The sequence below is a fragment of the Nocardiopsis synnemataformans genome, from assembly GCF_965343085.1.
GTDB lineage: Bacteria > Actinomycetota > Actinomycetes > Streptosporangiales > Streptosporangiaceae > Nocardiopsis > Nocardiopsis alborubida.
Genome location: NZ_CBDRFA010000001.1, coordinates 1 through 21,241, shown reverse-complemented (window position 1 = coordinate 21,241; position 21,241 = coordinate 1). Strand labels below are relative to the sequence as shown.

Below are 21,241 nucleotides of genomic sequence, written 5' to 3'. Positions count from 1 at the left end.
GATCTCACCAGCCGTTCCGGGGCCGCTCGTCGGTGACCACCCCGAAGGCCGCCGGAATGGCCTCGCCCACGTGGTAGATCCGCCCGGCGATGTGCCGGGGCAGCGGGAAGTGCCGGAACTCGCCCTCCACGGCCCGGTTGGGGCCCATGGGCAGCGCGGAGAACTGCATCACCGGGTCCAGCCGGAACTCCTCGCGCCGCCGTGAGGAGACCACCGCGATCTCGTTGACCCGCCGCGACCCGTCCGGCCACCGGCCCAGGTGCACGATGGCGTCCACCGCGTTGTTGATCTGGTCGCGGATCGCCTCGTAGGGCACGTTGACGTCGCTCAGGGTGGCCAGGGTCTGCAACCGGTGGATGGCGTCGTCCGCCGAGTTGGCGTGCACGGTCACCAGCGAGCCGTCGTGGCCGGTGTTCATGGCCTGGAGCATGTCGATGGTCTCCGAACCGCGCACCTCGCCGACGATGATGCGGTCCGGGCGCATCCGCAGCGCGTTGCGCACCAGGTCGCGGATGGCGATCTCGCCACGGCCCTCGATGTTGGGCGGTCTGGACTCCAGGCGCACCACGTGGTCCTGCATCAGCTGGAGCTCGGCCGAGTCCTCGATGGTGACGATGCGCTCGTCGGAGGGCACGAACGCCGACATCGCGTTGAGGAAGGTCGTCTTTCCGGTACCGGTACCGCCGGACACCACGATGTTGAAGCGGGCCCGCACCATCGCCGCCAGCAGGATGCCGGTCGGCGAGTCCAGGCTCCCCATCCGCACCAGCTCGTCGATGGGGTAGGGCTTGGGGAAGCGCCGGATGGTCAGCACCGGGCCCGACAGCGACAAGGGCGGGATGATCACGTTGACGCGCTCACCGGTGGGCAGCCGGGCGTCCACCATGGGCGAGGACTCGTCCACGCGGCGGTTGACCAGCGACACGATGCGGTCGATGGTCTGGTAGAGCTGCTCCTCGCCGTTGAAGGTGGCGTCCACCCGCTGCATCCGGCCGCCGCGCTCGATGAACACGTTGTCGGGGCCGTTCACCATGATCTCGGTGACGGTCTCGTCGGCCAGCAGCGGCTCCAGCACGCCCAGCCCCAGGGCCTCGTCCACGACCCGGCGGATGAGCGCCGAACGCTCCCGGTCGGAGAGCACCGGGCCCTCTCGGGTGAGGATGTGTCCCACGACCTTCTCCAGGCGGACCCGGCGCTGGGCCAGGGTCAGCCGGGTGAGGTCCTCCAGGTTGATCTCCTCCAGCAGGCGCCTGCGCCAGTGCGTGACGCTGCTGCGCTCGGAGCGCCCCTCGACGGCGCGGTCCTCCTCCAGACGGTCCTTCAGACCCATGGCCCCGTTCTCCTTCCCCCGGGGGCTGGCGCGGCGGGCACACGCCCCGCCGCGCGGTGCCCCGCCACGACTTCCGCTGCGTTCTCCTCGGGCGCCGGGGCATCGCCCCGACGCGCACGGCGCACCGCTTCGGCCTCACACATCGGGCATCTCCACGCGCCGGGTCAGCGTCAGGTCGAAGCCCGCCGCGGAGAACACGATCGGCAGCGGGTGCGAGACCTCCACGTAGAAACCCTCGTGCTCGTTGGCGCCGCTGGTGACGGTCGCCCCGTCCAGCCACGACGGCAGCGACGCGCGGGCGGCGGCCTCCGCGCCCTCCAGCTGCTCGGCCCCGGCCACCCGCGCCCCGGCGCGGGCCGCGGACTCCAGCCGCTCGACCGCGACGAAGGCCAGGAAGGCCTCGATCGCGATGACCGCGACCAGGAGCAGGATCGGGAAGACCGCGGCGAACTCCAGCAGCGGGCCGCCCCGGTCGCCGTCCCGGCGCGGTCGGCCTCCGAGCAGGAGGCGTCGCGCTCCGCGGTCTGCGGTGCTCCGGCGGGTACCGGCCGAAGCGGTCCGCCCGCCCGACCGCGCGCTCACGGTGTCACTCCCTGCGGCTCGACCTCGGTGACCACACGGGCCTCACCGGTGACGTCCCAGGGCCCCGAGGCCCCGGGCAGGAAGAGCGGCATGGCCATGGTCACCTGGGCGTAGCGCGCGCCGTCGCGCTCCACGATCTCCACGGTCATCACGTCCGCGCCGTCCCACGGAGGTCGTACGCGCTTGCGGGCCTCCTCGTCCACACGCGCCATGTCGTCGGGGGTCACGGCGGCCTGGCGGGCGGCCTCGGCGGCGCCGTGCGAGGCGTACATGGCGGTGATGCCGAGCAGCAGCACCTGCCACACCAGGGCCAGCGCCAGCATCATGAACGGCACCGCCGCGGCGAACTCCACGATGACCCCGCCGCGGTCACCGCGCCGCCGCGGACCGCCGCGCCGCGAGTGCGACCGGACCCCGCGACTCCGCGGGTCCCCGGGTCCTCGCGGCCCTCGTAAGCCCCGTGGGATCCGACGGGGCGGGCGGCCGGCGCGGCCCACACGGCCGCCGTTCCGCGCGGCGCCCTCACTCCGGCCCGGCCCCCGTCGGAGGCCGGACTCAGCTCCCGAAGCCACCGCGGCCCCCTCCGCCCCCGTGCGGACCGGAACCCGGGCGCCCGCCGAAGGGCTGGCCCAGCGGCGGGACGGAGGCCTGCCCGTTGACCGCCGCGCGCGACGGGTTGGGCCCCGACGCGTTGAGGAAGCCGGACACGTCGCGGGTGGACGGTCCGGTGCCGCGCCGCTCGGAGAGGGAGGCGAACCCGCCCAGCCCCGCGGGCGGGGTGGCCGAACCCCCGCCGCCACCGGGCTGCGCGGGCGGGTTCAGCAGGTCCAGCTCTGCGGCCAGCCGCGAGAAGGCCCTGCGCAGACCCTCGTCGGTCACCTTGGTCGGGTCGCCGTTGTTCTCCCCGGGCTCCAGCGCGCGGTAGGCGGCGGGGACCGGTGTGCGCAGCACCCGGGTGCCCAGCAGCTGCTGGAGGAAGTCCGGCTGGATCTCGTTCTTGCGGCTGTGCCGGGTGACCAGCGAGTACACGTCCGTGTGCGCACGCACCTGCAACCGCTCCCACATACTCATCAGCCGCTGGGCGCCACGCATCGCGGGCACGTCCGGGGTGACGGTGACGACCGCGCTGTCGGCCAGCTCGACCGCCATCGCGGTGGCCTCGTTCATGGTGGACCCGCAGTCCACCACCACCAGTTCGTACCGGGACCGGAGCGCGCTCAGCACCCGCCGGGCGGCGCTGGCGCCGACGTCCTCGCCGCGTTCGCCGTGCTCGGGGGCGAGCAGCACGTGCGGACCCCGCGGGTCCACGTACAGGGTCTCCGCGAGCATGCCGGGGGTGATGTTGTCCCCGGCCTCCACGAGGTCGCTGATGGAGCGGCGGTGCCGCAGGTTGAGGAACGCCGGCAGATCGCCGGTCTGTAGGTCCAGGTCGACCAGGCACACCACCCGCCCGGCGGCGGCCGCGGCCATCGCCAGGTGCACCGCGCACGTGGTGGTGCCCACGCCGCCCTTGGCGCCGCTGATCGCCACGACCCGGCCCCGCACGCCCGACGCGGGCAGGTCCATCGACGCCGACTCCAGGTGGCGGCGCAGCGTTCGCGACCACTCGGCGGCCTTGGTGATCCGGCTCTCCAGCTCGGCGATCCCGCAGTCGTCGGGCATCACCCCGCGCGCCCCGGCCTCCATGGCGCCGGTGAACGTGTCGGGGTCCATCGTGGGTGAGACCAGCAGGATCGCCACCTGCGGATGGCGGTGGGACAGGTCGCGTATGGCCTCGAACACCGGTGCGGGGCCCAGATCCTGGTGGATGAGGACCACGTCGATCTCCGGGAACTCCCCGGCGGCGTCGATCAGCGCCGTCGTGGTGGCCCGGGAGGCCACCAGGGCGGCGCTGTCCAGCTCCTCGAAACGCGCGGCGAGCACCATCTCCGACTCCGAGGTCGGCATACCCGCCAGGACACGGAAGTTCAACGCTTACCCCCCATGCGGCACGCGCCGCTCGTCGGCCGCCCCGCCCTCGTCCGGTGTCGTGCTCTCGTCGGCCGTTCCTCCGTCGACGAGGTCGTCGAAGTCCCCGCTACAGAACTCGGTCTCCCCCGGGGTGCCGCCGCCGTCGGCGCTCACCAGGGCCAGCCTGAGCCCGCTGGAGAAGTCCTCGGCGTAGGCGAGCTGGAGCGCCGCCTGCGGGTCCAGGCGGAAGGTCACCGGGACCACCCCGGCCACACCGCCGCCCTCCTCCTCCTGGGTGCGCAGCTCACCGATGTCCAGGACCTCCACCTCGGTGATGACCCGCACCGCGCACGCCTCGCCGTGGTCGCGCGCCGGGAAGGTGCCGTAGATGTCCACGAACGACCCGCGCCGCACCTTGCCCGCCACACCGGTCTCGGCGTTGACCATGATGGCGATCTCCCGCTCCCCGGTGGTGAGGGTGGGCTGGGGCTGCACCATGCCCTGCTGGAGGTAGACGCCCGCCTCCAGGTGGGAGGCGGCGACGAGCTGCTGGTCGGCCGGGGTCTCCACCTCGGACAGGTCACTGAGGAAGACCTCCGGGTCGAAGTACATGCTGGGCACCTCGACCCGTTCCACGGACTCCTCGCCGATGGGCTGGTAGGCGTCCACGGCCTCGGTCAGCCGCAGGACGGTCGCGAACTCGCCGAGGCGCTCCTGCTGGCTGTTGAGGTAGGTGAACACGGAGGCGAACACGGCGACGGCGCCGATAGCGGCAACGACCATGAGCAGGACGCCGCGTCGCTGACGGGGGTTCATAGGGGTTGCTTTTCCGTTTCCAGTGTCGTCGCGGGCCGTCCGCTCGCCTCGGGGGCGCGGTGCCGGTCCCTAACGGGAGTAGGTCCGGGGTGTGTCGGGCCGCGGGGCGCGGCCCGCGAACGGCTGACCCTCCGGTCGGTCGGTGGACGGTGGGGGAGGCGGACCCGGCACACGCCCCCCTTCTACGGGGGGAGGGGCCTGGCCGGGCCCGGCGGTGCTGCCGGGGGAGGGGTTGGCGGTTCTGCCTGGGAGGCCCGGGGAGCCCGGGGCCCTGGGTCCGCCGGGCGGGCGGGTGGCGCCGCCGGGAAGGGGCCCGGCGGCTCTTTCAGCGGAACCCGGAACAGCCGGGGGACCCTGTCCGCCGGACGGCCGGGGGCCGGACCGGGGAGCGGGCTGCCGCGCGGGGGTCCGTGCGGCGGTGGCCGAGCAGAAGGGGCAGGTGCGTGCCGACATGGGCTCGCCGCACCAGGAGCAGGAGGCGGCGCGGATGGAGCTGGCCGCGTAGGCCAGGGCCTGGGGGTGGGCGCTCAGCGCCACGAACTCCACGTACTTGGCGGTTCCCCAGTACAGGGGGCCGAGCGGCTGGGCGGGCAGGGTGCGGGTGGCCACGGGCTGGATGGCCTGCGGGAGGTGGTCGTCGAAGACCCCGGTGATCCCGGGGTCGGGGGTGGAGCACAGCAGCTGGACCGGCTGCACGGGCCGGAAGGGCAGCGTGCGGGAGACGTCGGACGCACGCATGCGTCCCACCTGGTGGGTGGGTGCGCAGTAGGCGAGGAAGGACACGGACGGGGCGTAGGAGCCCATGTGCTGGCGCATCGAGGTCGGGATGGTGGACAGGCCGGAGACGGTCCTGAGCCAGGCACCCGCCAGCAGGTGCCGGGGCAGTTCGTCGCACAGCGCGGCGACCATCCCCGGCGGCAGGTAGGGGGCGAGGTAGGCGAGCTGGTCGGCGACCAGGGACAGGGCCAGGGGCGACAGGTCGACGCCGATCCCGGCGATGTGGTCGGTACGCATCGCGCCGCGGGCGAAGTTGACCGCGCGCTCGGCGTCCGCGGACTGCCACGCGGGGTAGAGCGCCACGACCTTGCGGCCCGCCTCGGTCTGCTCCCTGGCGAAGGCGACGAACGCGGCACTGCGTTCGCCGATGCTCTCGCCGCGCATCGCGAACCGGTGGGCCCCGGCCTCACCCACGTGACCCGTGCTGGGGATGTCCGCCAACAGGGCGACGGTCGTCGCCGACCGAGGTAGGGCTCTGGACACTGGGCAAGCTCCATCGGTTCTGCGCGCTGGGGCGAGACGGCTGAGCGGCTTTGCGAAGGTGGCACTCGGACGCATCGTAACGAATGTGTGGCGGAGCGCGGGAGGCCTCGCGTTTGCCGCCGTGGAACGCGGGGTGCGCGGTGGCGGAGTGGTCGGGGCGCGAGGGCTCGGCGGGGGTGGCGCGGGTGGTGCGGACTCCACGCTGGCCGAAGGGGATCGGATCGTGTCCGTGTGCGCCACCTTCTTCCTGGGCAGACGTGTTTTGTGCTGGCCGCATGTGGCCAACGTGTGGACGGATCGGTATGCGACCGTTTTCGGGTCGTATGGGTTCTGTGTTGGTTCGTGGGGGTTGAGATACCTCCTGGTGACGTTTGATGCCTCTCATCCTTTCTTCTCCAAGGATGCCCTTCCTCTCCCCGTCCCACCAGTCCCCTTCGCGGCCTGTGGACAACCCTCCCGGGACGCGGGCGCTCCGTCCGGGGAGAGGACGGCGGGCGAAGGTGTCGCACCGGTCACGTACGGGATTGGACCCGCGCCACGCGGGAACGAAACAGGAAGGCTTCGCGTCATATCTTGAGAAGCCACGTCCTCACCGAGGAGACCGAACGATGCGTAAGGTAAACCGCGCCGCGGCGGGAGCCGCCGCCTGGCAAGTCGTCCGCAACACCGACAGCGACATGTCCGTCTGGCAGCGGGCCGGAGCCGTCCCGCGGATGATCGGCGCCAAGGTGCGCGGACGCTACCCCGAGCTGAGCAGCGGCAAGCTGCTCGGAATGCTCGCGTTGGTGGCCTACATCCTCTCTCCCGTCGACTTCGTCCCCGAACTGTTCGTTCCGTTGCTCGGACTGGCCGACGACGTCGCCGTCGCCGTGTGGCTGACCACCATGGCGCTCGGCGAGAGCGAGCGTTTCGTGCTCTGGGAGCGCCACAACCAGGCACAGCAGGCCTTCCAGCAGGCCAACCGGCCAGGCGGACACGGCAGCGGCATGTACGACGGTCAGGCGGGACCGGAGCAGGGACACGGCGTCCCCGGCCACGACGGCCACCGCTCCTCCACCGGCCACGCACGCCGCTGACCGGGCGGGCCGCCTCCCCTCCGGAGCGCCCGAGACGGGCTGCCTGAGCTGGGCGCCTCCGATCCGGGGCGCCTCCGATCCGGACCGCCGTCGTCCGGCGGCAACCCGGAATCGCACCCGAGCTGCACACGGGCCCCGCGCGCACCGCGCGGGGCCCGTGGCGTCGGATCCGGTCGAGCCGCGGGGCGTCGGGGGTCACACCGCCGAGCGCGCGACCGGATCCCGCTTGCGCTACCAGCTGGACTTGGTCACCCCGGGCAGCTCGCCGCGGTGGGCCATCTCCCGGAAGCGGATCCGCGAGAGCCCGAACTTGCGCAGATGCCCTCGCGGCCGCCCGTCCACGGCGTCGCGGTTGCGCAGCCGGGTGGCGCTGGCGTCGCGCGGCTGCCGGTTCAGCTCGGCCACCGCCGCCGCGCGCTCCTCCTCGCCGGTGTGCGGGCTGCGGATGATCCGCTTGAGTTCGGCCCTGCGCTCGGCGTAGCGGGCCACCACGCGCCTGCGCTGCTGGTCACGGGCGATCTTGCTCTTCTTGGCCATCAGACCTTCCCTCCGCGGGCGCGGATCTGGGCGACCACCCGTTCGATGCCGCGGGCGTCGATCACCTTCATCCCCTTGGTGCTCACGCGCAGCTTCACGTAACGTCCTTCACTGGGTAGCCAATACCTCTTCGTCTGGATGTTGGGATCGAACCGGCGCTTGGTGCGCCGGTGGGAATGCGAGACCGAGTTTCCGAAGGCCGGAGCCTTTCCGGTCACCTGACAGACACGGGACACGGCGGTCCCTCCTTTCATGCGCGGTCCGGAGCCTGCCGGACCGTTCGGGGCCCCGGTGTTCGGGGCTCCCCCGTCGTGGCGTTCTCCCTCTACAGGGCGTCGGCGAAGGGGTCGGAGCGCAGCGGCCGTCCCGCCTCGTCCTCGGTCATCAGGCACGAGTCCAGCAAGGACACCAGGCGCTGGACGTCCAGGTCCACACCCGTGAACGCCAGGTGCTGGCGGCGGTCGCCCAGCACCGGGTCCCAGTCCAGGAGCGCGGAGACCCGTCGGGTCTCGGAGACCATCTCCACCGCGGCCTCGGGCAGCGCACCCAGCCAGGGGCCGCCGCTCTCCAGCAGCAGGGCGTCGTTGTAGGCGTCCCACACCAGCAGCGTGTCCGGGCGGCTGGCCAGCCAGATCCGGCCCCGGCCGCGCAGGCCCGCGGACACGATCCGCTCCAGTGCCTCGTGCAGCCGCACGGGGTGCAGGGGGCGCCTGCGGGTCCAGGTCACCGTGCTCACCCGCCCGTCCGCGCGGTCGGCGTAGTGCGCCCAGGCCGGGTTGAGCCGGTGCGCGGCCGCCTCGGGGTCGAACCGGCCGTGCGTCAGGTCCGCCAGCCCGCCGCCCGCGGGGACGACCACGGCGGCCGGGTTGAGGTGCTCCACCAGGGCGCGTGCCTCGTCGAGGTGGCGGGCTCCGTGCATGGCGACCGCCGTCGGGTACTCGATCTGGTGGGCGAGCACCTCGGCGACCGTGCGCTCGTCCTCCACCGCGATGTCCAGGTCCCGGTCGCGCAGGTCGTCGTGCCCGGACAGGTCCGGCAGCAGGCGGTCGGCGTCCACCGCCGCGATGACCGCGGCCAGCCGCAGCTCCTCCCGGGCCGCGACGACCTCGGCGACCTGCCGGGGTTCGACCCCGTCCCAGGTCTCCACCACGCACAGGGTGTGCTCGCCCCGCTCAGCCAGCCGCAGCAGTGCGGGCACGAGGTCCTCGCGCAGTGTGCAGGACGCGCACAGGTGGTCCAGGTGAACGCGGCTGTGGTCCACGGGACCCCAGCGGTCACGGGTGACGCGGTGGACGATCCCCTCGGCGATCCCGTCGAGGTCGTGGTGCACGGCCACGGACCCCGGAACCTCCGCCAGCAGGTCGTCCACGCTCCGTCCGCGCGCGTGGCGGTGCAGACCGCAGACCACGGCCACGCGCATGGGGGTTGTCGGCTCCATCGGGGGAGACCCTCCTTTCCAGGAAAACGATAATCATTATCGTATAGCACGCGCACGGCACCCCGAGAGAAAAGCCGGTTGCCACGGTCACTATGCACGTAGTACTTTTCATGGAGTGGTTAAAGGCGATCCCTGGAGGCACCGTGAACATCGAACTCGTCGGCCTGGCCGTGCTCTGCGACGACCCGCGCGCCAGCGCCGCGTGGTTCGCCGAGCACTTCGGCTTCGACGTCAACATCGACCTCGGCTGGTACCTGAACACCCAGCACGAGGACCACCCCAAGCTGTCGATCGACTTCGTGCTGCGCGACCATCCGTCCACGCACGAGGTCCTGCGCTCGGGGAGGGCGGAGTCGCTGATCGCCTTCCTGGTGCCGGACGTGGACGCCGAGGAGAAGCGGCTGCGGGAGGCGGGGGTGGAGGTGATCATGCCGCTGGTCAGCGAACCCTGGGGGCAGCGCCGCTTCCAGGTCTCGGGCCCGGAGGGCCTCTACGTCGAGATCCTCCAGATGGTCGCCCCCGACCCGCAGTGGATGAAGGACAACGGCCTCGCCGAGGAGTGACACCGGGGGCCGCACATGACGCGGGCCGGGACGGAAGCGACTTCCGCCCCGGCCCGCGGTGTTCGCTCAGAAGTGCTCGGCGAGCGGGCCCAGCACCGGGGACCACTCCTTGACGTCCACATCGGAGACCAGGCCCTGGAGGCGGAAGGGATCCTTCTCGGTCAGGGCGATGGCCTCGTCGCGGGAGTCGGCGCGCAAGAGCAGGAGGGCGCCGGGAGCGTCCTCCGGGCCGAAGGGGCCGGAGCAGAGGTTGGCGTCCTGCGCGGCCAGGTACTCGCGGTGCGCGGGGCGGTGCTCGTCGCGCGCGGCGGCGCTGTCGGGGGCGTAGGTGTAGGTGACGGCGAAGATCGCCATGGTTTCCCTCCCAGGGTGTGTGGCGGCTGGCTGGTGCCGCGATCGCCGTCACTGTGCCACAGGCGCAGGTGGGAGGGCGTAGCCGGGGTGGAAGCGTTCCGCCGCGGCCGGGAGGACGGCCGCAGCGGGTGCTGGGGTTCTACCGGGAGCGGGCCACCGAGAGGAAGGTGGACCACTCGGCGGCGGGGAAGGGGAGGTGTCCGGCGGTGGGGTGCTTGGAGTCGCGGACGGCCGCGCCGCAGGGGAGGTCGGCGACCTCCACGCAATCCTGATCCTGGGCGCTGTAGCTGCTCTTGCGGAAGCTGCTGGGGATGTGGGCGACCTCTACGCAGTCTTCGCCGGTGCCGCTGTAGCTGCTCTTCTTGAAGCTGAGAACGGTCATGTAGTGCCCTTCAGCGATGTGATCACGTCCCTGATGAAGCTCACGCTCTGAGCTGCGGTGAGTGCGGCATTGTGAGCCTCGCGCCACAAGGTCTCATAGCGACGAATCTCTTCGTCCTCTTCTGAGAAGATTTTACAGGTTGGTGTCTCCATGTAACCAATGGTGGGGTCCGTTGGTTCTGGGAACTCCAGGATCTGGAAACTTCCGAGGTTCGCTGAGTGCATCCCTGAGGAGAAGGGCAGGACGTGGATGGAGATTCTTGAACGCTTCGCCATGTCTGTGAGGTGGTCCAGTTGCTCCCTCATCACCTCCACTCCTCCCGCGAACCGGCGTAGGGCGGCTTCGTCGATGATCGCCACGTACTCGGGCGGGTAGAGGCGTTCGAGGATCTCCTGCCGTTTCATGCGGCCATCGACATGGCGCTGGATCTGCTCCTCCTGAACCATGCTGGTGCCCGTGAAGACGGCTCGTGTGTAGGCGGTGGTTTGGAGAAGGCCAGGGATCACCTGGGTCTGGTAGGTCCGGATGCACGAGGCCTCAACCTCGAAGGATGGCAGGCCATCAGTGCTGAAGACGTCCTTGTACTTGGACCACCAGCCTCGCTCGCCCGCGTCTTTGGCCAGTTGGTGAAGGCTCTTCCAGGACTCCTCGTCCATGTTGTACAGCCGAGCCAATGCGTCCAGGTGAGCTGTCTGGATGCGTTTCCCTTCGGGGCCTTCGAGTCTCCCGATGGTGCTCCTGGGTACGCCTGACTCCTTAGATGCTGTATCTAGCGTATGTCCGGATTCTTCGCGAAAGTCGCGAAGTATGCGCGCGAGGCGTCGTCGGCGAATTGTGGGGCTGAAGCTGGGTTTCATGGGGCAAGCCTAGCAAAATATAGAGGGATTCTAAGGATCCGCTTGACTTTTGGGATTCTAAGAACTCACCATGGAGATGTGGTCAGTGACCGGTGTATCACCCAGGGTTCATGTCGGTCAGGCTACGCCCTGCCCGTTCCGCGCATCACGGCATCCGTGAGACTCCTCCAACGGGCACCACGAAACCCCTGCTCACGCCAAGGAGTGTGTTCGTCATGCCCGCGAAAGCCCCCGCCCCGATGCCCATGCACGCGCTGGGCGAGGCCACGGTGCCGCTGGCCAGCTTCATCCGGCCGGTCCACCGCCACTACTTCACCCGGCAGCCCGAGCGGCCCAACTACCGGATGCGCCGCTACGACTTCGCCGGAACCCCGGCCGTGATGCCGCTGGTGCGCGCGTTCCTGGACACCTGCGCCGCCGCACGGGACACCGACTACCGCTATCTCTTCACACTGCTGGGATCGGAGCTGGCCAACAACTCGATCCACCACAGCCTCTCCGGCCGACCCGGCGGCAGCTACACCCTTCTCGTCCACCGCCACCGCACCGGACTGCACCTGGCCTGCCGAGACCGGGGCGGCCTGCGCGACAAGGACTCCCACCTGGAACCCAAGGAGAACGGCCTGAACCTGGACGCCGAATCGGGCCGGGGCCTGGCCATGGTGGACGCCTTCGCCACCCAATGGGGCGACAACGGCAACGCCCACTACCGCACGGTGTGGTTCTCACTGGCCTACGACCTGACCGGAAGCCGCTGGAACACCCACACCGACCTCTGACATGTCGCCGACATGAGACGGGCCCAGGAAAGCGTTGCAGCGCTTCTCCCGGGCCCTGAACCCCCAGAAACCAAACAGCTCATATGTAAGGAAAGAGGATCTGATGCAGAACCCTATCCCTTCGCCCCGCCGCTCGGACGACGTTCGCCCCATGCCCCGACCGCTCCCGCGCCGCACCCCGCTCGTCGGCCCGGCCTGCCCGGTCTGCGACCACCCCTCCTGCCGCGTCCGCCGCGCCCAGCGCCTGCCCCGCCTGGGCGGCCACCGCTCCGAGTTCGCCCGCGAGCACACCCAGGCCGCCGAGGTCCAGAAGTGCTACCGCCACCTGATCATCTGGTGGGGTGAGTCCACGCAATCCTTCTGGGCGATCACTCCCACCGGAATGGTCGAAGCCGCTGACGTCGACGCCCTTCTCCTGCTCCTGTGGTCACACAGCACCCAGCGCACCGACCCGCCCGCCGCTCGGGTGAAGTCCACCTCCGAGCGCACCTACGAACCCCTGTCCCTCTCCCAGCGGATTCGCAGGAACACTCACACCGGCCGTCGTCCCTTCTCGCGGCCTCGCGCTTTCGTGCATGTCTGACCAGTAACAAGACGCTGTAGCTGCTCCCAGCGAGACGGGAGCAGCCACAGCTCCCTATCTGCTCGGGGCTTTCTGTCACCAGTCGATCATTCCTGGTCGTACCGGATGAGATGGTCATGGTGCGGTCTTTGTCTCACGCAATGGCTTGTTCGATCGATTCTAGAATCATGGGGACAACACCGCTGCCCATCGGTAGTTCGTGGATAGTGGGCAGGCGCGACGTGCCATCTGAATTCTCTACGAGCAGTTTATCCGGGAATTCCTCAGGCTGCATCACATCCGCCCCCACGAGAAGATTTGCCGCCTGCACCGCAGCGCTTCTGTCTATCGGGTTGTGCCTGCCCACAACAAAGGCTTGGGGGGTCGGATCCCCGTCCGTGTTGGGTGGGAGGAACCAAGACTCCATCCCTTCGACGTTCCACAGGCCGGGTTCGTACGATGCACCAGAACTTTCCCTGAGGTATAGATAATCAGTGCCGAATTCACCATACAGAGCCCTGTGCAAGGGGTCATTCTCTTTGCCCCTATACAAACCGTCGTAATCTGCCACGAGCACCTCAGGTGGAGTTTCGACCCCTGCTGCCGAGAACTCCCGCCTCCACTCAAGGTCGCCTGACTCAGGGTTCAAGGCGAGCAGCACACTCGACTCCGTGCCTGGGCAGAGAATCGAGACAAAGACGTTTTCCGTGGACGTGGTGACCTCAACGTCGTTCCGGGAGAGTTTAGTGCCGTCGCAGTACGCGGCTAGTCCGACCCGCCATATGTCGTCCTCTTCGTCCTCATTAGTCGGCTGCTCGCCAGTCAGAGTCAGCGGGTTCTCTTCGAACGTGAAATTTGTACGATCGTATGCGGCATCTGCCAGAGAGGAAAGGCCTCCTGAAGGCATAGGGATAGGATCGATTGTCGTCTCCTGACGTTGACCAGTCCCGGGGTTCAGTACCGCATAATGCACCTCGTCGGACCGCAATCCGTCTACCCGGTAGGCCACGCGGACCGCGCCACCGTCAGGTGTGAAACTGACGGCCACCTCCTGTCCGGGGACACGGAAGCGCCAGCGTTCCTCTCCCCCGGGATAACCAACCCCGAACACACCGTCCTCGGTGACCGCGACCAAAGAAGTCTCGGCCGCGACGAGCCGCAGGGCATCGGGATGATCCCAACCAGCAACGAACTCATCGAACTGGCCCACACTGTCCAACGTCTGTGGCGCCGTGATTCCCAGATCCCCTGAGGTCTGGTGCTCGATGACGGGTGGATCCGGGGTCACCATCGGTTCGATCACGCGCACCGAACCCCACAGGAGCACGAGCACTCCGGCAATGGCCAGTAGTACCCATCGTGCCCGGACACGCCGTCTTCTTGGTTCTTCTTCATCCATGGAAACTCACAGCACACCGATACATGTTGACAAATATTGATGTCCTCGGGGCGGCACTAGTGACAGAACAGTCAGGTGACCGCAACGGCGGATGTGACCGTGCCAGCGTGAGACGCGTAGACTACGAGTCCGCCTGGGACAACTCGGACTCCCACTCCCTCGTCCGTGGAGATTTCTTGGTTCAGGACGTTCTCCACGGTGCGGGGGTCAGAACCATCCCAGGGATAACTTGGTGGTGTCAATTCGTGGAAGCAACACCCTCGCGTAGGAGTGCCGCCCTGTCTACAATTCGCCGGTGCCGCAGTCGACGTAGTCAGCGATGCTTGTGAGGTACTGCTCCTGAGTTTCGAAGGCATCCTGGTAGGTGTTCACATAGGAGGAGACGAACTCGCGGCCGATGGCCTCGTAGCCGCACCAGGTGACTTCATTCTCCCAAAGGAGCGAGTTCATGGCATTATCCACGTGGCGTGGCAGGAGACCATCATCGCCGAGCCCCTCCGCCACGGTCCATGCCGCGGGGTCGGTCTCAAGCCAATACCGGCCGTCCTCTTCGACAAGGACCCCTCCCTCCAAGAGGTCGTTCTTGGCCCTATCTGAGGCATTTGCGAAGATCTCCTCCGAGTCTTGTTCAGCGAACATTCTCTCCAGAGTAAGCAGCATGGCCTGCCGTCGGACCCACTCCCCATCTGGCCTTGGCAGGGTGCTTCCCTCCGGAGAGGGTTCCGAACTCGCCTCAGGCGCCGTAACCCCGAGATCCTGGCGCGCCGAGAAGAACAGCACAGCGATGAGGACCGCGGCTCCCATGGCGATGGCCAGCAGGACGAACCGCCATTGGCGTCTTCTCGGCTTTCTCTCGATGAGCTTATCGGTCATTTATTTTCCTCTTCCTCCTCTCGTTTTCCTTCTTCCTGGATCAAATCGTAACGGGAATTGTATGGGGTTGAGAACTCGTGGTAGAAGAACTGTGGTCCCTCAGCTGTCCTGCGAACGCTCAGAGGGAGGTCCTCGTAACTGCCGCCGAGGTTCTCGTCGGAAAGCGCGAGGAGCCCGTCGCCCAACACACCGAGGGCGTGCTCGCGTTCCTCATCGGTGAGGTGGCCGCCCTACCGGTTGGGGATAGCCACGGTGGGCGCTCAGGTCAGACCGAGGAGGACATCCCGCCCCTCGTCACCGTCCTCTGAATAGCTGAGGACGACGGCGCCGGGAACAGCGGTGGTGAAGAGTTGTGCTTCAGTGTCTTCGGTGCTGACCTGGCTCACATCGATCACCACGGGGCTGTTTCCTGAGTCCCAGCCGTGGAACCACACCTCCGCGTCCGGTCCGAGAGAGTGCTCACCGGAGTTGACGATGCCTTCTGCCAGGACGATCGAGTCGTCTTCCAACAATCCGTGGACGTCGGAGGTGTCCGGTATCGCCTCAGTGGGGTTGGGCAGGGTGGTCAGTGTCGTTCCTTCGGGGTTCTCACGTCGGTACTCCCCGTCGCGGGCGTACCAGACCACGACCGACCCGTTTTCCTGTGCTCCGATGACTGCGCCCTCCCATTTACCGATGACCTCGCCCGTTGACACGTCGAAGAGAACGTTGGGGGAGTTCAGCGTCCTCATCACCAGGTGCCGGTCGGAGAGGGGATCAAGGCTTCGATGATCAATGGACTGGAAGGCGACGATGCTGAAGTCCTCCTCGAAGCGCCACAGTTCCTCACCTGTCCGCAGATCACGTCCGACCAGACCGGAGATGACGACGTCACCCTCCTCCCGGGTGTAGGTGAAGTCGCGCACCACGCTCGGCGCACAGGTGAACGCCTCCACGACCACGTCGTCGAGGACGACCGCGTCGTCGGTACTGCTGTTCAGGCCGTCGGCGGTGGTGCACTCGGTCGGTTCCTCGCGGATCCACACCGGGTCGCCGGTCTCCAGGGAGAGCGCCGTTAGTGCGGGACCTTTGGAGGAGCGGACGACCATGGTTCCCTCGTCCACGGACCGGTTGAAGGACCCGTCGTCCACTCCGACGTCGTCACTACTCGCCTCGTCGCGGGTGGACTCCTCAAGGATCTCGCCCGTGGACGGGTCGAGTCGGAGCAGCAGAGAACCGGCTTCGGAGTCCTCAACCTCTAGCGCCAGGTACTCTCCACTGCGCGAGCCGTACGCCGCGAGGGCCGTGTCCTGGGCGCGGTACCGCCACAACTCCTCGCCCGTGTCCCCGGCGAGCACGACGTAGCCGTCATCGAGTACGACAGCCACGCCCGTGGGCACTGGAACGGTGTCGATGATCCGAGCGTCCTCAGGGGGCTGCCACTCCCAACCGACCTGCTCGACCCGCTCCGGGTAGTCCAGCTCCCGTACCTCGTCGTTGGTGGTGTGGTCGGAGCCGAAGGGGAGCCCGCACCCTGCCAGCGGCATGAGCACGGCCGCGCATACTGCTGCCAGTGGGAGAAGTCTTCGTGTACCGCACACGCCGTGTCCGTCGGTCTCCTAGAGTTCGCCAGTGCCACAGTCCACGTAGTCCTCAATGCTGGCCACGTATTCTTCGCGCGTGGCGAAGGAATCCTCATAGCGATCAAAGTAATCCATCACGAATTTGTCGCCTCGGATAGATGTCCCACACCACGTGACATTGTTGTGGTTCAGAATGTCGCCCAGGCTTGATTCCACTGCTGTCATGGATGTCTCCGCGGTCACTGGGCCAGACGTTACATTCCATTCGGTGATGTCCGTCTCGACGCGGTAATTTCCTCCGTCGGTGGAGATAACTCCCGTATTTAGAAGTACGCCTTCGGATTCTTCGTTGGCGGCACTGGAGAAAATATCATCGGGGTCTCCCTCTTTCATCATCCTTTCAAAAGTTGCCACATTGGCCACTAGAGTCATCCGCTCCATGTTCACAAACGTTTCTTCCTCTGGCGCGGCTTCGTTCCCTTCGTTTTCCGGGGAGCATGCCTGGGCGAAGAGGAGAAAGAGGGGGGTAAATATTATTAATTTGCCTTTCTTTGTAAGCTTCATTTGCTCTCCTCCTCGGGCTCCTCGGGCTCCTCGTCTTCGATCTCTTCGATATTCCTCGGGGCGTGCTCTTGAATTAGGCCATGGCGGTCGTCATATGGACCTGAGAAGGAGCCAGCCATATCTTCGGCGCTGGTTGTGACCCGGTCGGAAGGTGTGATTTGTGTTCCGTTTAGCACCCCTGCCAGGGCGCTGTCCAAAGCATCTATATTATTGCCTGGAGCGTCACTGATTGACCAGTTTGAGCGCTCCATTTCGACCACAACAGATCCGTCTGATTCTGTTGATAGGACACCGAATTTTTCGAGCTTGTCCATGAACTCTTGAGGTGCGCGCTGGTCGATGTGCACACTCTCTGAGTTTGCGATATGCTCCAGGAAAATGAGCTGATGTTCTCGGTTCCTGGATTCGGGGTTTTCGCTCGTCGGGTAGCGTGGGCTGGTGGATATGTCTTCGTCTGTGAGTTGGCTGGTTATCCACTCCGAGCCGAGCCCAAGTGCATTGCTGATGCCTTCCCCGACCACGGGAACCTTGGCTGAGTATTCCCCGACTTTCTCCAGTGCAAAGGTGTAGATTTGCTCTTTTCTGTCCTCGGCTCCCTGGAGATCCAACCTTCTGTTTTCAGCCTCTGCCTCAAGGGCAACATCAATCAGAGAGTAAAGGGTGGCGGCTCCCCTGGCGGTCGAATACTGGTCTCCCGTTTCTAGGTATGCCTCCATCTCAAGGTGCTGGTAGGTGGAGGCCGAATTGATTACGCTGCTCGCGGTGTCGTCGTTGCCCATCAGGTACTGGAGATACGCTGCTCTTTCCTGGGGTCCAATAGTGAATCCGTTGTAACTCGAATCGTATTCGCCGACCCCTGTGAGAGGAGTGGTATCGTCATCGCTATCCGTAATTTCGCCCCCGGCGAAACTGTAAATGTAAGCATCGAAGACGTCGCCGAGCTCCTCGGCGAGTTCCGTGTTGAACGCTGTGAAACTCGCGTCCGTGTACTCTTCGCCGTCTTCGGTGACGTCCACGCCTGTGTTGGTGAGTGCTTCCTGCATCTCGGCGGTCGTGATCATCTCGACGAAGCCTGCGGCGGCGCGGCCTGCCCGGTCCTGCTCCTGCTGGTCCTCGCTGTGAGCACCCTGGGCGATCCACTCAATCATGTCGCCCACGGTTTCACCGTCGTCCTCCCACTGATGGGTGAAAAGGCCTTCGACGGCGGTGTTGATCATCTCCTCGGGCGAACCCCACTGTTCCGTGTGCGGGCTGAACCTGTGGAACTGCCCGTCCTCGTCCTCGTAGGTCCCCATGAGGTTGGGGTGGACATAGGGTTCGCGTTCGCCGTCCTCGTTCTCGACGCCGGCGAAGAGGTCGTGCATGGCGTCCTTGTTGCGGTTGGCCACGTCGACGAGTGACAGGACGTCGTCCTCAGGGATGAACTGGTCCATGACTTCGGAGTACTCATCCGAGTACATGCCCATGGAAAGGCTCAAGGTCATGGAGAGCCCGTATCCGGGTTCCATCGACTCGTGGGCGCTGCCCAGCATCGCGGCCAGGGACTGGGCATCTTCCGCCCAGGTGTGTGACGAGGGCGGTGTGCTGCCGGTAGGCGTCAGGTGCGGCCCTTCGGCCGCCTCACGCACGCTGGTGGGCAGATCGTCGTAGCCACCCCCGAGGCGATGGTCCGAAAGCGTGAGGAGCCCGTCACCGAGAATGCCAAGTGCGCGGTCACGCTCCTCATCGGACATGTGATCTCCCTCCATCGACGTGGGTATGTCGATGACCCCACCGGGTTGGCGGCGCTCCAGTTCGTCATAGAACGCATCGAGGAAGTCCATCTCCTCGGGTTGGTGGTCCGTACCTTCGTTCTGGGAGTGTCTCGCATTAAGGCTGAGCATGCTCAACACGAGCATGAGTTCTTCATATCGGTGGTCCAGAGGCTTCTCCCCGGACCAGTAATCTGCCAGTTCCTCCGCAGCTTCCTCTGCACTTTCTGGAGTTAGCTCTTGGTCCAGTTCCAGGTACTCTGAGGGGTTGATGCTGGCGAAGCCCCAGTCGGTGTTTCCACCATCAACGAGCTTTTGGACGTTGAGTTCGGTCGGTCCCTCGCTGAACATTCCTGCGATCTCTGCGACGCGCTCCTCGTGGTCCTGCATGTTCTTCTGGGCTCGTTCGTTGAGCTCCGATCTTATTTCCCGCAACTCGTCATACAAATCACGGGCCTTATTGGCATCCCAGTCCAAGAGTCCTCTGTCTGGCCTGAAGAATGTTATGCTACTGTATTTGTCGGGAACCTGATTTTCTTTTGCACTTTTCGATTCTCGCCACACCCTGTAAATTTCATTGTGCTCGTCCCAGAAGGCCTGGATGCACTTGGCCCATCTATCGGCGACTCCGACAAGGAACCTGATGTTTGTGGAGGCCTCAACCCAGAGTTGATAGTCTTCCTGGCTTGCTGAGGAAATGTCCCAGGCGACGATGTCTGTGAACTGCTGGGCGGCAGAGTCAAAGCTCCCACTGAGGTCACCCGCGCGGCCCAGGAGTCTGGACTCAAGGATCTGGAACTCTTCTTTTATTGAGTCTGCTGTGACTCTAAAGTCGTCAATATCGTCCTGTTCGAAGCTTATTAGAATTTCGCCCATGATTCCCTTTTAGTATTTTTCTTCCATTTGCTAGTTAAAATTAATATCTCTGTGGCTACCCCAGGTGTCGCTGAAACCTTCTGCGCTTTCCCAGTCTTCCTGGGCGATGCTTCCTGCGCCGCTTTTAATGTTGTTGGCGAGTTGTAGGCCATGGTTCTGTACGTCGAGGAAGGACTGGTACGTCGAGTTCTTGAAAAGGTTGAAGCCGTTGGCGATATCAGGGTTGCTCGTTTTTGATCTGGCTTCGTCCAGGAGAAAGTCGTACATGTCGGCGATGCCTGCCATCGCGTCGGCGAGCGTCTCGGCGAGTTCGCCGCCTTTCATGGCCTCGATCGGGTTGGCGCCAGCTTCGCCTGCCATGTCGGGGGACTCCTTCGGGGAGGGGTGGGGGCGTATGGGTGGGGATGCTCCGTAAGTTAGCAGTTGTGACCAACGGTGAGATCACCGGTGTCGGATGCCACGTTCGCCGAAAGGGCTGATCAGCTGCGGCTTGTACCGGTGGAGGCCGCTCAGGGGCGGGTGGCCGGATTCGGCCAGGGGCCAGCTGCTGTTGTCACCGGAGGCGGTGGTACGGGTCGGGGCACGTGCGAGGGCTCAGGAACCCTCGGTGATGCGGGACAGGGCGTAGGCCCACACGCCCTGGACGGTGACCACTCCCAACCAGACCGCCGCGAGCGCGGCCACTGTGGTGGTTGAGGAGCATGCTGCTTCGAGTCAGGGGCAGAGATCAGGGGAACGCGTAAAACCCACACACTGTACAACGTGTGCGTTGTAACGTTACTCTGGTGTGGACGATAGAACTGGGGTTGGTGGAACCGTGGCTCGACCAACTCGATCAGAGCTCCTACGAGCAGGTGGTCGCGGCACTGGAGCTCCTTGCCGAGATCGGTCCTCCGCTGGGGCGACCTCTGGTGGACGCGGTGCACGGTTCACGGCACAGGAACATGAAGGAGTTGCGCCCCGGTTCCTCCGGTCGCTCGGAGCTGCGAGTCCTGTTCGCCTTCGACTCCGCGCGCAAGGCGATCCTGCTTGTCGCGGGGGACAAGGCCGGAAACTGGAGCAAGTGGTACAGGAAGAACATCCCTATCGCCGACGACCTGTTCGACGAGCACATCGAGAAGCTGCGAGGAGAGGCCTGATGGGTACGAGCCTTCACGACATGCTGGCCAAGCGCCCTGTCGATCGCGACGCCGTGGAGGCGCACAAGAAGCGCATGCTCGACGAAGTGCGTGCCTACCACCTGCGTGAGCTTCGTGAGCTGTCCGAGCTCACCCAGGTCCAGCTCGCCGAGCGGCTGAACATCAGCCAGAACAGGGTGTCGAGCATCGAACGCGGCGACATCGGCCGCTCACAGGTCGAAACCCTGCGCAGATACGTCGAGGCCCTTGGCGGGGAATTGCGGGTGGAAGTGGAGATCGGCGACCAGCGCTGCCGGATCGCCTGACCATTTCCCATCCCGGGGGCCGTACGAGAACGCGGAAACCAAGGGACACAGGCGTAGCCGGTTCTGCTTGGGGCTGTCCGAGGGGGCCCTGTCCGTGCGAGGGCTCAGGAGCCCTCGGTGACGCGGGACAGGGCGTAGGCCCACACGCCCTGCACGGTGACCACTCCCAGCCAGACCGCCGCCGCGAGCACGGCCACGGTCACCGCGCCCGCGAGCGCGTACGTCACCACGGCCACGGTCCGGCGCGTGCCCCGGTGCCCGGCTCCCCGGTAGGTCATCGGGTCTT

General features: G+C 66.3%; 25 protein-coding genes. 6 read left to right on the top strand and 19 right to left on the bottom strand.

What is annotated here, in order from left to right; genetic code table 11:
* Positions 1 to 4 precede the first annotated feature (4 nt).
* The 6 genes from ACSIH6_RS00125 to ACSIH6_RS00100 all read right to left on the bottom strand — a co-directional run bounded on the left by ACSIH6_RS00125 (position 5) and on the right by ACSIH6_RS00100 (position 5,896).
* Positions 5 to 1,330: a TadA family conjugal transfer-associated ATPase gene (locus tag ACSIH6_RS00125; RefSeq protein ID WP_017565392.1), complete on the bottom strand. Its 1,326-nt coding sequence runs from the start codon at positions 1,328 to 1,330 to the stop codon at positions 5 to 7.
* 135 nt (positions 1,331 to 1,465) lie between these two features.
* Positions 1,466 to 1,834: a TadE/TadG family type IV pilus assembly protein gene (locus tag ACSIH6_RS00120; RefSeq protein WP_435105578.1), complete on the bottom strand. Its 369-nt coding sequence runs from the start codon at positions 1,832 to 1,834 to the stop codon at positions 1,466 to 1,468.
* A 74-nt stretch (positions 1,835 to 1,908) separates the two neighbouring features.
* Complete coding sequence (locus ACSIH6_RS00115; RefSeq protein ID WP_435105249.1) at positions 1,909 to 2,265, bottom strand: pilus assembly protein; 357 nt, start codon at positions 2,263 to 2,265, stop codon at positions 1,909 to 1,911.
* Between the two features lie 202 nt (positions 2,266 to 2,467).
* Positions 2,468 to 3,883 carry a CpaE/TadZ family protein gene (locus ACSIH6_RS00110; protein WP_435105247.1) on the bottom strand — a complete coding sequence of 472 codons (1,416 nt, stop codon included), beginning with the start codon at positions 3,881 to 3,883 and terminating at the stop codon, positions 2,468 to 2,470.
* Between the two features lie 3 nt (positions 3,884 to 3,886).
* Positions 3,887 to 4,678: a Flp pilus assembly protein CpaB gene (gene cpaB / locus ACSIH6_RS00105; RefSeq protein WP_435105245.1), complete on the bottom strand. Its 792-nt coding sequence runs from the start codon at positions 4,676 to 4,678 to the stop codon at positions 3,887 to 3,889.
* 69 nt (positions 4,679 to 4,747) lie between these two features.
* Positions 4,748 to 5,896, bottom strand: coding sequence for a hypothetical protein (locus tag ACSIH6_RS00100; protein ID WP_435105243.1), 1,149 nt, complete (start codon positions 5,894 to 5,896; stop codon positions 4,748 to 4,750).
* Between the two features lie 650 nt (positions 5,897 to 6,546).
* Here ACSIH6_RS00100 and ACSIH6_RS00095 point away from each other — a divergent pair.
* Positions 6,547 to 7,014: a YkvA family protein gene (locus ACSIH6_RS00095; RefSeq protein ID WP_435105241.1), complete on the top strand. Its 468-nt coding sequence runs from the start codon at positions 6,547 to 6,549 to the stop codon at positions 7,012 to 7,014.
* Between the two features lie 231 nt (positions 7,015 to 7,245).
* Here ACSIH6_RS00095 and rpsN read toward each other — a convergent pair whose 3' ends face one another.
* The 3 genes from rpsN to ACSIH6_RS00080 all read right to left on the bottom strand — a co-directional run bounded on the left by rpsN (position 7,246) and on the right by ACSIH6_RS00080 (position 8,971).
* On the bottom strand, positions 7,246 to 7,551 hold the full coding sequence (rpsN, locus tag ACSIH6_RS00090) for a 30S ribosomal protein S14 (protein WP_435105239.1): 306 nt from the start codon (positions 7,549 to 7,551) through the stop codon (positions 7,246 to 7,248).
* On the bottom strand, positions 7,551 to 7,787 hold the full coding sequence (rpmB, locus tag ACSIH6_RS00085; protein WP_435105237.1) for a 50S ribosomal protein L28: 237 nt from the start codon (positions 7,785 to 7,787) through the stop codon (positions 7,551 to 7,553). Before rpmB ends, rpsN begins: the two co-directional genes overlap by 1 nt.
* Positions 7,788 to 7,876: 89 nt before the next feature.
* Positions 7,877 to 8,971, bottom strand: coding sequence for a GTP-binding protein (locus ACSIH6_RS00080; protein WP_435105576.1), 1,095 nt, complete (start codon positions 8,969 to 8,971; stop codon positions 7,877 to 7,879).
* 161 nt (positions 8,972 to 9,132) lie between these two features.
* On the opposite strand from ACSIH6_RS00080, the gene ACSIH6_RS00075 reads away from it, so the two are divergent.
* Positions 9,133 to 9,552 (top strand): VOC family protein, encoded by a 420-nt coding sequence (locus ACSIH6_RS00075; RefSeq protein ID WP_435105235.1) that lies wholly within the window; start codon positions 9,133 to 9,135, stop codon positions 9,550 to 9,552.
* A 66-nt stretch (positions 9,553 to 9,618) separates the two neighbouring features.
* Here ACSIH6_RS00075 and ACSIH6_RS00070 read toward each other — a convergent pair whose 3' ends face one another.
* From ACSIH6_RS00070 to ACSIH6_RS00060, 3 genes are all read right to left on the bottom strand, one after another.
* On the bottom strand, positions 9,619 to 9,906 hold the full coding sequence (locus ACSIH6_RS00070) for a YciI family protein (protein WP_435105233.1): 288 nt from the start codon (positions 9,904 to 9,906) through the stop codon (positions 9,619 to 9,621).
* Positions 9,907 to 10,045: 139 nt separating this feature from the next.
* On the bottom strand, positions 10,046 to 10,288 hold the full coding sequence (locus tag ACSIH6_RS00065; RefSeq protein ID WP_435105231.1) for a DUF397 domain-containing protein: 243 nt from the start codon (positions 10,286 to 10,288) through the stop codon (positions 10,046 to 10,048).
* Positions 10,285 to 11,145 carry a helix-turn-helix domain-containing protein gene (locus ACSIH6_RS00060; RefSeq protein ID WP_435105229.1) on the bottom strand — a complete coding sequence of 287 codons (861 nt, stop codon included), beginning with the start codon at positions 11,143 to 11,145 and terminating at the stop codon, positions 10,285 to 10,287. The genes ACSIH6_RS00065 and ACSIH6_RS00060 overlap by 4 nt, the downstream gene beginning before the upstream one ends.
* Positions 11,146 to 11,360: 215 nt before the next feature.
* Between ACSIH6_RS00060 and ACSIH6_RS00055 the strand changes: the two genes are divergently transcribed.
* Positions 11,361 to 11,924: an ATP-binding protein gene (locus ACSIH6_RS00055; RefSeq protein ID WP_435105227.1), complete on the top strand. Its 564-nt coding sequence runs from the start codon at positions 11,361 to 11,363 to the stop codon at positions 11,922 to 11,924.
* A 151-nt stretch (positions 11,925 to 12,075) separates the two neighbouring features.
* A complete protein-coding gene (locus ACSIH6_RS00050; RefSeq protein WP_435105225.1) occupies positions 12,076 to 12,507 on the top strand; it encodes a hypothetical protein in 432 nt (143 codons plus the stop codon).
* Between the two features lie 133 nt (positions 12,508 to 12,640).
* Here ACSIH6_RS00050 and ACSIH6_RS00045 read toward each other — a convergent pair whose 3' ends face one another.
* From ACSIH6_RS00045 to ACSIH6_RS00020, 6 genes are all read right to left on the bottom strand, one after another.
* Positions 12,641 to 13,789 carry a PQQ-binding-like beta-propeller repeat protein gene (locus tag ACSIH6_RS00045; protein ID WP_435105223.1) on the bottom strand — a complete coding sequence of 383 codons (1,149 nt, stop codon included), beginning with the start codon at positions 13,787 to 13,789 and terminating at the stop codon, positions 12,641 to 12,643.
* 378 nt (positions 13,790 to 14,167) lie between these two features.
* Positions 14,168 to 14,758, bottom strand: coding sequence for a hypothetical protein (locus ACSIH6_RS00040; protein WP_435105220.1), 591 nt, complete (start codon positions 14,756 to 14,758; stop codon positions 14,168 to 14,170).
* Between the two features lie 260 nt (positions 14,759 to 15,018).
* On the bottom strand, positions 15,019 to 16,284 hold the full coding sequence (locus tag ACSIH6_RS00035) for an outer membrane protein assembly factor BamB family protein (RefSeq protein ID WP_435105217.1): 1,266 nt from the start codon (positions 16,282 to 16,284) through the stop codon (positions 15,019 to 15,021).
* Between the two features lie 72 nt (positions 16,285 to 16,356).
* Positions 16,357 to 16,884, bottom strand: coding sequence for a hypothetical protein (locus ACSIH6_RS00030; protein ID WP_435105215.1), 528 nt, complete (start codon positions 16,882 to 16,884; stop codon positions 16,357 to 16,359).
* On the bottom strand, positions 16,881 to 19,511 hold the full coding sequence (locus ACSIH6_RS00025; protein ID WP_435105213.1) for a TPR repeat domain-containing protein: 2,631 nt from the start codon (positions 19,509 to 19,511) through the stop codon (positions 16,881 to 16,883). The genes ACSIH6_RS00030 and ACSIH6_RS00025 overlap by 4 nt, the downstream gene beginning before the upstream one ends.
* A 30-nt stretch (positions 19,512 to 19,541) precedes the next feature.
* A complete protein-coding gene (locus tag ACSIH6_RS00020; RefSeq protein ID WP_435105211.1) occupies positions 19,542 to 19,871 on the bottom strand; it encodes a hypothetical protein in 330 nt (109 codons plus the stop codon).
* Between the two features lie 425 nt (positions 19,872 to 20,296).
* Between ACSIH6_RS00020 and ACSIH6_RS00015 the strand changes: the two genes are divergently transcribed.
* Positions 20,297 to 20,650, top strand: a complete 354-nt coding sequence (locus ACSIH6_RS00015; protein ID WP_435105209.1) for a type II toxin-antitoxin system RelE/ParE family toxin — start codon at positions 20,297 to 20,299, stop codon at positions 20,648 to 20,650.
* On the top strand, positions 20,650 to 20,955 hold the full coding sequence (locus tag ACSIH6_RS00010) for a helix-turn-helix domain-containing protein (protein ID WP_435105207.1): 306 nt from the start codon (positions 20,650 to 20,652) through the stop codon (positions 20,953 to 20,955). Before ACSIH6_RS00015 ends, ACSIH6_RS00010 begins: the two co-directional genes overlap by 1 nt.
* 104 nt (positions 20,956 to 21,059) lie before the next feature.
* On the opposite strand, the gene ACSIH6_RS00005 is transcribed toward ACSIH6_RS00010, so the two are convergent.
* A partial coding sequence (locus tag ACSIH6_RS00005) for a hypothetical protein (protein WP_435105205.1) occupies positions 21,060 to 21,241 on the bottom strand: 182 nt, incomplete at its 5' end.

Excerpts from the sequence above, each read along its gene's own strand:
- ACSIH6_RS00055 (WP_435105227.1), top strand. The coding sequence starts at position 11,361 with ATGCCCGCGAAAGCCCCCGCCCCGATGCCCATGCACGCGCTGGGCGAG.
- ACSIH6_RS00020 (WP_435105211.1), bottom strand. The coding sequence starts at position 19,871 with ATGGCAGGCGAAGCTGGCGCCAACCCGATCGAGGCCATGAAAGGCGGC.
- rpsN (WP_435105239.1), bottom strand. The coding sequence starts at position 7,551 with ATGGCCAAGAAGAGCAAGATCGCCCGTGACCAGCAGCGCAGGCGCGTG.
- ACSIH6_RS00095 (WP_435105241.1), top strand. The coding sequence starts at position 6,547 with ATGCGTAAGGTAAACCGCGCCGCGGCGGGAGCCGCCGCCTGGCAAGTC.
- ACSIH6_RS00010 (WP_435105207.1), top strand. The coding sequence starts at position 20,650 with ATGGGTACGAGCCTTCACGACATGCTGGCCAAGCGCCCTGTCGATCGC.
- ACSIH6_RS00035 (WP_435105217.1), bottom strand. The coding sequence starts at position 16,284 with ATGCCGCTGGCAGGGTGCGGGCTCCCCTTCGGCTCCGACCACACCACC.
- cpaB (WP_435105245.1), bottom strand. The coding sequence starts at position 4,678 with ATGAACCCCCGTCAGCGACGCGGCGTCCTGCTCATGGTCGTTGCCGCT.
- ACSIH6_RS00080 (WP_435105576.1), bottom strand. The coding sequence starts at position 8,971 with ATGCGCGTGGCCGTGGTCTGCGGTCTGCACCGCCACGCGCGCGGACGG.
- ACSIH6_RS00065 (WP_435105231.1), bottom strand. The coding sequence starts at position 10,288 with ATGACCGTTCTCAGCTTCAAGAAGAGCAGCTACAGCGGCACCGGCGAA.
- ACSIH6_RS00030 (WP_435105215.1), bottom strand. The coding sequence starts at position 16,884 with ATGAAGCTTACAAAGAAAGGCAAATTAATAATATTTACCCCCCTCTTT.
- ACSIH6_RS00040 (WP_435105220.1), bottom strand. The coding sequence starts at position 14,758 with ATGACCGATAAGCTCATCGAGAGAAAGCCGAGAAGACGCCAATGGCGG.
- ACSIH6_RS00070 (WP_435105233.1), bottom strand. The coding sequence starts at position 9,906 with ATGGCGATCTTCGCCGTCACCTACACCTACGCCCCCGACAGCGCCGCC.
- ACSIH6_RS00060 (WP_435105229.1), bottom strand. The coding sequence starts at position 11,145 with ATGAAACCCAGCTTCAGCCCCACAATTCGCCGACGACGCCTCGCGCGC.
- ACSIH6_RS00125 (WP_017565392.1), bottom strand. The coding sequence starts at position 1,330 with ATGGGTCTGAAGGACCGTCTGGAGGAGGACCGCGCCGTCGAGGGGCGC.
- ACSIH6_RS00025 (WP_435105213.1), bottom strand. The coding sequence starts at position 19,511 with ATGGGCGAAATTCTAATAAGCTTCGAACAGGACGATATTGACGACTTT.
- ACSIH6_RS00050 (WP_435105225.1), top strand. The coding sequence starts at position 12,076 with ATGCCCCGACCGCTCCCGCGCCGCACCCCGCTCGTCGGCCCGGCCTGC.